Origin of the sequence: Streptomyces sp. AcH 505 (genome assembly GCF_000818175.1) — a bacterium.
Classification (GTDB): domain Bacteria; phylum Actinomycetota; class Actinomycetes; order Streptomycetales; family Streptomycetaceae; genus Streptomyces.
In genome coordinates, this window is record NZ_JTIY01000002.1 from 453,333 (window position 1) to 463,455 (window position 10,123).

A 10,123-nucleotide genomic window follows, 5' to 3' on the forward strand; every position below is an offset into this window, starting at 1 on the left:
CGCTCGGCCACCGGCTGGAGCGACCCCGCCAGCATCACCGCCCGCCGTACCGCGTCGCCGTCGGCCTCCGACGCCACGGCCAGCGCCTCGACGGCGAGCGCGCCCAGCGCCCCCTGCCGCACCTCGCCGGAGATCAGCCCGACGAGGAAACGCTGCTCCTCGGCGGTGGCCGCGGCCAGCAGTTCCTGGACGAGCCGCCTGCGCTCGCCCTGCGCCCCTGCGCCTTCGACGGCCGCGAGCGTGCTGAAGACCGTGTCCACCTCGTGCACCGTCAGGGTGGCCTCCGCGGCGGCGGGCGGCGGGTCCTTCAGGGCGTTCCAGCCCACCCCGATCCGCCCCTGCGGCAGCCGGCCCGCCAGGTACGGGATGACGACAGGCACGTCTTCGGGACCGGCCGCCCGGAACAGGCCGGCCAGCAGGGAGATCTTGCGGGTGCGCCCCGATGTCTCGGCGACCTCACGGGACACACGGGCCAGTGGTGCCAGCAGCATGCAGCCATCCTGCAACGTCGGACGCCGCTCCGCCCGCCCGACGGCGGACCGGCCGGCCCGCCGCCCGGTGCGCGTACCCCACCGGCCACGCCGTAACCTGACCGGACCGTTGCCGTCCGGGGAGGTGGAGATGAACGAGCCCACGCCGCCGCCCGACCCCGGCCTCTTCGGCCCCGGCTCCGTCACCTGGCAGCTGCACAGCGACCCGATGATGTGGATCGCCGGGGTTCGCGCCCTCTATCTCCAGGCGCTGCACCCCCGCGCCCTCGGCGGCATCATGCAGAACAGCGACTTCCGCGCCGACGCCTGGGGCCGGCTGCTCCGTACGGCCCAGTTCGTCGCCACCATCACGTACGGCACGGCCGGGTCCGCCGAGCGGGCGGGCGCCCGGGTCCGCCGGATCCACCGGCTGCTCAAGGCCACCGACCCGGCCACCGGCGAGAGCTACGGCGTCGACGACCCCGAGCTGCTGCTCTGGGTGCACTGCGCCGAGGCCGACTCCTACCTCCAGGTGCTGCGCCGCTCGGGGCTGCCGATCGACGACGCGATCGCCGACCGGTACGTGGCCGAGCACCGCACGGGCGCCCGGCTCGTCGGCCTCGACCCGGCGCGGGTCCCCGGCACCGCCGCCGAACTCGACGCCTACTTCGCCGCCGTCCTGCCGGAGCTGGCCTGCGGTCCCGACGCCCGCGAGGTGGACGACTTCCTGCGCCGCCCGCCCGTCCCCCTCCTGCTGCGACCGCTGCGGGCGCTGCTGTGGCGTCAGGTCGCCGCGCTCGCCTACGCCGCGCTGCCGCCGTACGCCCACGACCTGTACGGCAGGCCGGCGCCCGCTGCGGGTAAGGTCACCCACCGGCTCACCGTCGCGGGGAGGCTGCTGCGCCTGCTGCCCTCCCGGCTGCGCTGGCAGTTGCCGCCGAAGCACATTCTCGGGGCAATGGCCAGACTCGGCCCTGACGCGCGGCCCGACCCGTACACACCTGGCCGGGGGGCCGCCATACTGGACGGGCCGGGGAGGGCGCAGCGAGACGGGGGCGACAGCACGCGATGGCGGACGACACCAGGCTGATCCAGGGCCGGTACCGACTGCTCGAACTCATCGGGCGCGGCGGGATGGGCGAGGTGTGGCTGGCGCGCGACGAATCGCTCGGCCGGCGCGTCGCGGTGAAGTGCCTCAAACCGCTCGGACCCGAACAGGACCACTCCTTCACCCGGATCATGCGCGAGCGCTTCCGCCGCGAGGCCAGGGTCGCCGCCGGGCTGCAGCACCGCGGCGTCACCGTCGTCCACGACTTCGGCGAGTACGAAGGCGTCCTGTACCTCGTCATGGAACTGCTCGAAGGCCGGGACCTCGGCCAGCTGATGGCCGCCAACGACCAGCGGCCGCTGCCGGTGGCCGACGTCGTCGACATCGCCGAACAGGTCGCCGACGCCCTCGCCTACACGCACCGGCAGGGCATCGTGCACCGCGACCTGAAGCCCGCCAACATCATGCGGCTGCCCGACGGTGCCGTGAAGATATGCGACTTCGGCATAGCGCGCCTCGGCCACGACGTCGGCTTCAGCGCCAAACTCACCGGTACGGGCGTGGCGATGGGCACCCCGCACTACATGTCGCCCGAGCAGATCGGCGGCGGCAACGTCGACCACCGCAGCGACCTCTACTCGCTCGGCTGCGTCCTGTACGAACTGGCCACCGGAGCGCCGCCGTTCGACCTCGGCGACGCCTGGTCCGTGCTGGTCGGCCACCGGGACACCGCCCCCGAGCCGCCCCGCAGCCACCGCCCCGACCTGCCCGCGTACTTCGACCGGATCGTCCTCGACCTGCTGGCCAAGGAGCCCGACGAGCGGCCCGCCGACGCGGGCGAGCTGCGCCGGCGCATCGGCGTGGCACGCTCCACCGCGGGACCCGGCGCCCCCGTACAGGACCACGGGCCGCAGCCGGCGGCCCACCCGCCCCGCGACACACCGGCGGCGATCGGCGCCGGACCGCCGCAGGGTCACCGGCTGCCAGCCTGGACCCGGGGCATGACGACCGGGCACAAGGCGACCGGCACCACGCTGCTGCGCACCACCCCGCCCGACCAGCTCGTCCCCGACCCCACGGCGGCACTGACCGGCGAGTGGATCAGCGCGCCGGCCGCCGGGGGAGACCTGTCGTCGGCGCAGCGCCCCACCCCGCCGCCGGAACAGCTCGCCGCGCTCACCGCCCGGCACAACGCAGGGCTGCGGCTGGGCAGACTCGGCCAGTGGGAGGAGGCGGGCGAGACGCACCGCGCCGTCGCCGCCGAGCGCGCCCAGATCCTCGGCCCCGACCACCCCGACACGCTGGACAGCAGGTACGAGATCGGCTTCACCCTCAGCAAGACGGGCCGGGCCGCCGACGCGCTGCACGAATTCGGCCAGGTCGCCGAGGGCCGCGGGCGCAGCCTCGGCCCCGACCACCCGGAGACCCTGGCCGCCCGCCAGGAGACCGCGTACGTACTCGGACGGCTCAGCCGGCACTTCGAGGCGCACGAGGTGTACGCGGCGGTGCTCGCCTCCCGTGAGCGCACCATGGGCCCCGACCACCCGGACACCCTGCGCTGCCGGCACAACCTCGCCTTCAACCTCAGCAGGCTCGGCCGGATCGAGGACTCCTACCGGATGGCCCTGGAGGTCGCAGCCGCCCGCGGCCGGGTACTGGGCGCCGACCATCCCGAGACGCTGGTGACCCGCTACGAGGTCGCCTACGCGCTCGGCAGGCTCGGCCGCTGGGCCGAGGCGCTGACCGGCTACCGCGAGGTCGCCGCGGCCCGCGCGCTCGCGCTCGGCCCCGACCACCGGGACACCCTCGCCACCCGCTACGAGATCGGCATCTGCCTGGGCAGGCTCGGCCGCAGCGAGGAGGCCCTGGAGCTGTACCGCGGCCTCACGGGCGACCGGACCCGGATCCAGGGCCCCGCCGACCCGGAGACGCTGCGCGCCAGACACGGCCTGGGCGTCAACCTCGGCAGGCTGGCCCGCTGGGAGGAGGCGCTCGCCGAGTCGCGCGACGTGTCGGCGATCCGGGCCAGGGTGCTGGGCCCCGACCACCCCGACACGCTCGTCAGCCTGCGCGAGGTGGCCGTCGGCCTCGGCTGGCTCGGCCGCTGGGCCGATGCCCTGACCGCCTACCGGCAGGTCGCCGACGGCAGGGCCAGGGTGCTGGGCGCCGACCACCCCGACACGCTGTCCAGCCGCAACGACGAGGCGCACTGTCTGGAGCAACTGGGCCGCACCGCCGAGGCGGTGGAGCTGTACCGGCAGGTGGCGGCGCTGCGGCGGCGCCACGACGACAGTTCCTGACGGACCGTGTACCGGATCGTTACCGCAGGTGGACGCTCCGCGCTCTGGCCGACCGATCAATGGCGTGTTACCAAGAGCCATGCCCGCACATGCCACGTACGACGCAGTGATCGTGGGCGGCGGCCACAACGGACTGGTCGCCGCCGCCTATCTCGCCCGCGCAGGGCGCTCCGTGCTCGTCCTGGAGCGCCTGGCCACCACCGGAGGGGCGGCGGTCTCCACCCGCCCGTTCGCCGGGGTCGACGCACGGCTCTCCCGCTACTCCTACCTGGTGTCGCTGCTGCCCGACAAGATCGTGCAGGAGCTGGGCCTGCGCTTCGCCGTCCGCAAGCGGACCGTGTCCTCGTACACCCCGCAGGGCAGCACGGGGCTGCTCGTCGGCGAGGGCCGCACCCGCGCCTCCTTCGCCGCGCTGACCGGCGACGACGCCGAGTACGTCGCCTGGCGGAAGTTCTACGGCACGACCACGCGCGTCGCCGAGCGGGTCTTCCCCACGCTGACCGAGCCGCTGCTGACCCGGGACGAGCTGCGGCTGCGGATCGACGACGAGGCGGCCTGGCGGATGCTCTTCGAGGAGCCCATCGGCATCGCGATCGAGAAGCGCTTCGGCAACGACCTGGTCCGGGGCGTGGCGCTCACCGACGCCCTGATCGGCACGTTCGCCGACGCCCACGACCCGTCACTGGTGCAGAACCGCTGCTTCCTTTACCACGTGATCGGCGGCGGCACCGGCGACTGGGACGTACCGGTCGGCGGAATGGGCGCGCTCACCGACGCGCTGGCCGCGGCGGCCAGGGCCGCGGGCGCCGAGATCGTCACCGGGCACGAGGCGACCGGCATCGAGACGGACGGCAGCCGCGCCGAGGTCTCCTACCGCACCGAGGGTGACGGCCGTGACGGTACGGTCGCGGCCGGACAGGTGCTGGTCAACGCGTCGCCCCGGACGCTTGCCCGGCTGCTGGGCGAGGAGGCGCCGCCGGCGCCCGAGGGCGCCCAGCTCAAGGTCAACATGCTGCTGCACCGGCTGCCGAAGCTGCGCGACACGTCCGTCGACCCGCGCGACGCGTTCGCCGGCACCTTCCATGTGGCCGAGGGCTACGAGCAGTTGGCCACCGCCTACCGGGAAGCGGCGTCGGGCGCGCTGCCTTCGGCGCCGCCGTCGGAGATCTACTGCCACTCCCTCACCGACCCGTCGATCCTCGGTCCCGAGCTGGCCGAGCGCGGCTACCAGACGCTGACCCTGTTCGGACTCCACACCCCTGCGCGGCTGTTCGCCGGAGACGCGACCGACGGCGGGGGCGCGGCGACGAACGACGCGGTACGGGAGAGCCTGCTCGCCGCGACCCTCGCCCAGCTGGACGAGCGGCTGGCCGAGCCGATCGCCGACTGCCTCGCGCTGGACGAGGAGGGCCGCCCCTGTATCGAGGCGAAGACCCCGCTCGACCTCGAACGCGAACTGCGGCTGCCCGGCGGCCATATCTTCCACCGCGACCTGTCGTTCCCGTACGCGAGCGAGGAGACCGGACGCTGGGGCGTGGAGACCGCGCATCCCAATGTGCTGCTGTGCGGCGCGGGCGCCGTACGCGGCGGCGGGGTCAGCGGCGTACCCGGCCACAACGCGGCGATGGCGGCGCTGGGCAGGTGACGGGACGTACGCCGCCGACTTGCTGACGCCCCGTCAGTCGGCCGACGGCGCCCAGCCCTTAGCCTCGATACGGGACGCGTCCTGCGTGCGCCGCTCGTCGAACAGGACGCGCCCGCCGTCGTCCACGCGCAGCGCGTCCACGTAGCCGCCGCGTCCCACGTACAGCGGATCGGTCGCGTACCGCCAGCGCAGCACGACGCGCTGGCCGCGCCACGCCGTGAGGTCGGCGCCCAGATGGTGCCAGACCCGGCCCGACCAGCCGGTGGCCGAGCCCGCCGGATGGCTCTGCGGCTCCTGGCCCGCGCACACCGTGGTGAACGGGACGGGCTGCCACACCGTCCCCGCGTCGGCCGACGCTTCGAGGAACAGCGTGTCGGACCCCGGCTCGGTGTCCCACCACAGCTCGCAGCGCAGCCGGGGGTGCGCAGAGGTGGGAGTCAGCGCGGGCAGGGTGAGCGTGGCGGTGGTGGCGCTCGCCATGCCGGAGAACCAGGCGGTACGGCCGTCCTGCGGCCGGACGGCGACGGCCCGCGCCAGCCGGTTCCCGGTGGCGACCCGGGGCGCGCTGCCGGAGCGCCAATTGCGCACGGGATGCACGGAGTTGCCGAGGACGATCAGGAACGAGTCGGTCGTCGGGTCGAGTACGACGCTCGTACCGGTGAAGCCGGTGTGCCCCGCCGTGGTGGGTGTCGCCATGGCGCCCATGTACCAGTGCTGGTAGAGCTCGAAGCCCAGGCCGTGCGCGTCGCCGGGGAAGTCCGTGTTGAAGTCGGTGAACAGGGAGTTCACCGACTCCCGCGACAGGATCCGGACCGTGCCGTAGGCGCCGCCGTTGAGGAGCGTACGGGCGAGGACCGCGAGGTCCCAGGCGCAGGAGAAGACCCCGGCATGGCCGGCGACGCCGCCGAACGCGTACGCGTTCTCGTCGTGCACCTCGCCCCAGACGAGCCCCCGGTCGAGCGCCGACCACGGCGCCCTGGCGTCCTCGGTCGCCGCGATCTTCGGCTTCCAGGAGGCGGGCGGGTTGTAGCGGGTGCGGCGCATCCCGAGCGGCGCGGTGATCTCGTCGCGCACCAGGGTGTCGAGGGTGCGCCCGGTGATCCGCTCCAGCACCAGCTGGAGCGAGATCATGTTGAGGTCCGAGTAGAGGTAGACCGTGCCCGGCGGGTTCACCGGTGCCTCGTTCCACAGGAGTTGGAGCATCGCCTGGCGCGTCGGCTCGTCGTAGAACGGCAGGTCGGCCTGGAGTCCCGAGACATGCGTCAGCAGATGGCGGATCGTGATGTCCTGCTTGCCGGCGGCCGCGTACTCGGGCAGGTAGGCGGCGACCTTCTCCTCGATCGCCAGCGAACCGCGCTCGACCAGTTGGACGGCGAGCAGCGAGGTGAACAGCTTGGAGAGGGAGGCGAGGTCGTAGAGCGTGTCCTCGGCCGCCGGGATCTGCTGGTCGGCGGGGAACTCCACGCCCGTGTCGGTCGTGTCGTCGTACGCCGCGTACCGCACGGCCTTGCCGATCGGCCGGTGCAGCGCCACCGTACCGCCGCGACCGGCGAGCAGGACGGCGCCCGCGTAGTAAGGGTGCTTGGGGGAGGGGCCCAGATACGCGGTGGCGTCGGTCACCAGCGCGTCCAGCTGACCGGCGATCAGCCCGGCGCGCTCGGCGGAGCCGTGACGCAGCGTCGTCGCCCCGTGCCCGTGTCCGTGGCCGGTACCGGGCCCGGCCCCCGTGCCCAGGTCCGCTCCGGCGGCGGTCTCCGCGAACGGGAGGGTCGCGAGCGCGAAGGCGCCGCCGAGGGCGAGCACGCCACCGCCCAGTCTGCGCCGGCTGATGCCTCTGCTCGCAGCGTCCTCCGTCATGGGGCACCCTCCCTGAAAGTATCTTTCGGGATCACGATCGACAGCGAAACTTTCTTGCAGGGCGCGGGCGATGTCAACCCTCCCTCGCCGCAGGGCGGTCCGGCCCCTGGGCCTGCCCTAGGGTGGCTCCCCGTGGCAACTGACCTTCCGGCGGCGGCTTCGCTCTGGCGTGATCGTCCCTTCGTGCTCCTGGTCTCGGCCCGCACCATCTCGGTGCTCGGCAACGGGTTCGCCCGGGTGGCGCTCGCGTTCGCCGTCCTCGCGCTGCCGGGAGCCAGCCCCGGGGTGCTGTCGCTCGTCCTCGCCTGCCAGGCACTGCCGCAGCTGCTGTTCATCCTGATCGGCGGGGTGATCGCCGACCGGATGTCACGCGTCCGGCTGATGGTGCTCTCCGACGTCGTCGGGGTCGCCGCGTACGGCGGACTGGCCGCGATGGTGCTCACCGGCCACGCGCCGCTGTGGGCCATGTGCGCCCTGGCGGTGCTGGCCGGCACGGCGACCGCGATGTTCCTGCCCGCGATGGCCGGGGTCGTCCCGCTGGTCGTCGACCGTGCCAGGCTCCAGCAGGCGAACGCGCTGCTGCGGGTCGGGACGAACAGCTCCATGCTGCTCGGCCTCGCGCTGTCCGGCGTGACGGTCGCCTTCGTCGGCGCCGGCTGGGCTCTCGCGCTGAACGCCGCGTCCTTCGTGCTCAGCGCGCTGCTGGTGAACGGGCTGAAGCTTGCCGCCCGGCCGCCGCGCGCCGCGACCACCACCTGGGCGGACCTGCGGGAGGGCTGGCACGAGTTCGCCTCCCGGCAGTGGCTGTGGGTCGTGGTCGCGCAGTACGCCGTCGTCGTGGCGGCGATGAACGCGAACGTCGGCGTGCTGGGCCCGCTGACCGCCGAGCACAGCCTGGGCGGAGCCCGCGCCTGGTCCGTGATCGTCGCCGCCCAGGCGCTCGGCATGATCGCGGGCGCCGGGGTGGCAAGCCGGATCCGGGTGCGCCGACCGGTCCTGGTCGCTGTGCTCGTCACGTTCCCCGCCGCAGCGCCCATCTTCCTGCTGAGCGCGGCGGCGCCGGTCTGGGTGATCGCGGCGGCCATGTTCTGTGCGGGCGTCGCCAACGACATCTTCGGGGTGCTGTGGTCCACGACCATGCAGCACGAGGTGCGCGAGGAGGCGCTGTCCAGGGTCAGCGCCTACGACCTGTTCGGGTCGCTGGCCTTCGCGCCCCTCGGCCTGCTGGTGGCGGGCCCGATCGCCTCCGCCGTCGGCACCGGCACGGCGCTCGCCGGCTGCGGGGCCTTGGTCGTCCTCGCGACGGCGGCCGCCCTGCTGTCCCCGCAGGTCCGCACGCTACGGGCGCCGCACCCGCAGGAACCCGCCCCGGCGGGCACGGTCCCGTCCCCGGCGACGGCGACGGCGACGGCCCCGGTGACGGCGACGGCCCCGGCCACCGAGGCGCAGCCCTAAGGGCTGATGGCGAGGAAGACGAAGGCGGCGAAGATCCCCAGATGGACGCCGCCCTGGAGGAGGGTCGCCCGGCCGGGCGAGATGGTCATGGCGCCCACGACGACGGTCAGCGCGAGCAGCACCATATGAGTGGCGTTCAGCCCGAGCACCAGCGGTCCGTCGAGCCAGATCGTGGCGAGGGCGATGCACGGGATCGTCAGGCCGATACTGGCGATGGCCGACCCGAGGGCCAGGTTGATGCTCGTCTGGACGCGCTCGCGGCGGGCGTTGCGTACGGCGGCCAGCGTCTCGGGCAGCAGCACCAGCAGCGCGATGACCACGCCGACGACGGCCTGCGGCAGCCCGGCGGACGAGACGCCCGACTCGATGGTGGGTGACACCGCCTTCGCGTTCCCGACGACGGCGATCAGCGCCACGAGCAGCAGCAGAAGGCTCAGCCCCGTGGCGCGCCGGGTGGGCAGCGGCGCGTGCGCGTCCTCCTCCCGCACCTCGCCCGCCTGGGTGAGGGGCAGGAAGTAGTCGCGGTGGCGCACGGTCTGTACGGCGACGAACAGCCCGTAGATGACGAGCGAGGCGACGGCGGCGAAGCCCAGTTGCGCGGGGGAGAACTGGGGGCCCGGCTTGCTGGTGGTGAACGTCGGGAAGACCAGCGTGAGGGTGGCCAGGGTCGCGACGGTCGCGAGCGCGGCGCCCGAGCCCTCGGCGTTGAAGACGGCGACCCGGGTGCGCAGCGCGCCGATCAGCAGACAGAGCCCGAGGATGCCGTTGCAGGTGATCATGACGGCGGCGAAGACGGTGTCCCTGGCGAGGGTCGCCGACTTGCCGCCGCCGTCGACCATCAGGGTGACGATCAGCGCCACTTCGATGACGGTGACGGCGACGGCGAGGACCAGCGAGCCGAACGGTTCCCCCACCCGGTGCGCGACCACCTCGGCGTGGTGCACGGCCGCGAGTACGGCCCCGGCGAGGCAGAGGGCGACGACGGCGACGGCGCCGCCGGGGAGATGCCGGCCCCAGCTGAAGATGAGCGCGACCACGGCGACCAGCGGCACCCACACGGTCCACCGGGAGGTCAGCGACCGGATCAAGGTGCTCGTCGTCATGCGCCACACGCTGCCAGAGGTAATGACGCCACGCGCGGCGAGCGACCGGGGCGTCAGGGCGTTACGGCGGGGCGGCGCGGATGCGTGCGTGCACGGCGGGATTGGGCGGACACGACCCGGTACGTGTCGAGACCCGCCGCCCGGCGCCGGGTGGTGACGGTACGGCGAGCGACCGTGCCCGGCACCATCTCACCGGTCCGGTCCGGTCCGGTCCGGTCCGGACCGGACCGGACCGGCCGGGCGGA

At 73.8% G+C, this 10,123-nt stretch carries 7 protein-coding genes and 1 pseudogene; 4 read left to right on the forward strand and 4 right to left on the reverse strand.

Annotation, left to right across the window (positions count from 1 at the left end):
* A pseudogene (locus HY68_RS32195) lies at positions 1 to 491 on the reverse strand (ATP-dependent DNA ligase); the annotation flags it as partial.
* A 130-nt stretch (positions 492 to 621) separates the two neighbouring features.
* Here HY68_RS32195 and HY68_RS32200 point away from each other — a divergent pair.
* The 3 genes from HY68_RS32200 to HY68_RS32210 all read left to right on the forward strand — a co-directional run bounded on the left by HY68_RS32200 (position 622) and on the right by HY68_RS32210 (position 5,463).
* Positions 622 to 1,560: an oxygenase MpaB family protein gene (locus HY68_RS32200; protein ID WP_041998461.1), complete on the forward strand. Its 939-nt coding sequence runs from the start codon at positions 622 to 624 to the stop codon at positions 1,558 to 1,560.
* Complete coding sequence (locus tag HY68_RS32205; protein ID WP_041998464.1) at positions 1,539 to 3,818, forward strand: serine/threonine-protein kinase; 2,280 nt, start codon at positions 1,539 to 1,541, stop codon at positions 3,816 to 3,818. The genes HY68_RS32200 and HY68_RS32205 overlap by 22 nt, the downstream gene beginning before the upstream one ends.
* Positions 3,819 to 3,897: 79 nt before the next feature.
* On the forward strand, positions 3,898 to 5,463 hold the full coding sequence (locus tag HY68_RS32210) for an NAD(P)/FAD-dependent oxidoreductase (protein WP_041998467.1): 1,566 nt from the start codon (positions 3,898 to 3,900) through the stop codon (positions 5,461 to 5,463).
* Between the two features lie 33 nt (positions 5,464 to 5,496).
* Here the strand turns inward: HY68_RS32210 and HY68_RS32215 are convergent, their stop codons facing one another.
* Positions 5,497 to 7,320, reverse strand: coding sequence for a serine hydrolase (locus HY68_RS32215; protein WP_041998470.1), 1,824 nt, complete (start codon positions 7,318 to 7,320; stop codon positions 5,497 to 5,499).
* Positions 7,321 to 7,452: 132 nt separating this feature from the next.
* Here HY68_RS32215 and HY68_RS32220 point away from each other — a divergent pair, with 132 nt between their 5' ends.
* Positions 7,453 to 8,775 carry an MFS transporter gene (locus tag HY68_RS32220; RefSeq protein ID WP_052457367.1) on the forward strand — a complete coding sequence of 441 codons (1,323 nt, stop codon included), beginning with the start codon at positions 7,453 to 7,455 and terminating at the stop codon, positions 8,773 to 8,775.
* Here the strand turns inward: HY68_RS32220 and HY68_RS32225 are convergent.
* Together HY68_RS32225 and HY68_RS44575 are read right to left on the reverse strand one after the other, a co-directional pair.
* Positions 8,772 to 9,878 (reverse strand): ionic transporter y4hA, encoded by a 1,107-nt coding sequence (locus HY68_RS32225; protein WP_041998473.1) that lies wholly within the window; start codon positions 9,876 to 9,878, stop codon positions 8,772 to 8,774. The two genes, HY68_RS32220 and HY68_RS32225, sit on opposite strands and share 4 nt — an antisense overlap.
* Before the next feature lie 53 nt (positions 9,879 to 9,931).
* On the reverse strand, positions 9,932 to 10,123 hold a 192-nt coding region (locus HY68_RS44575; protein WP_206742985.1), incomplete at its 5' end, for a hypothetical protein.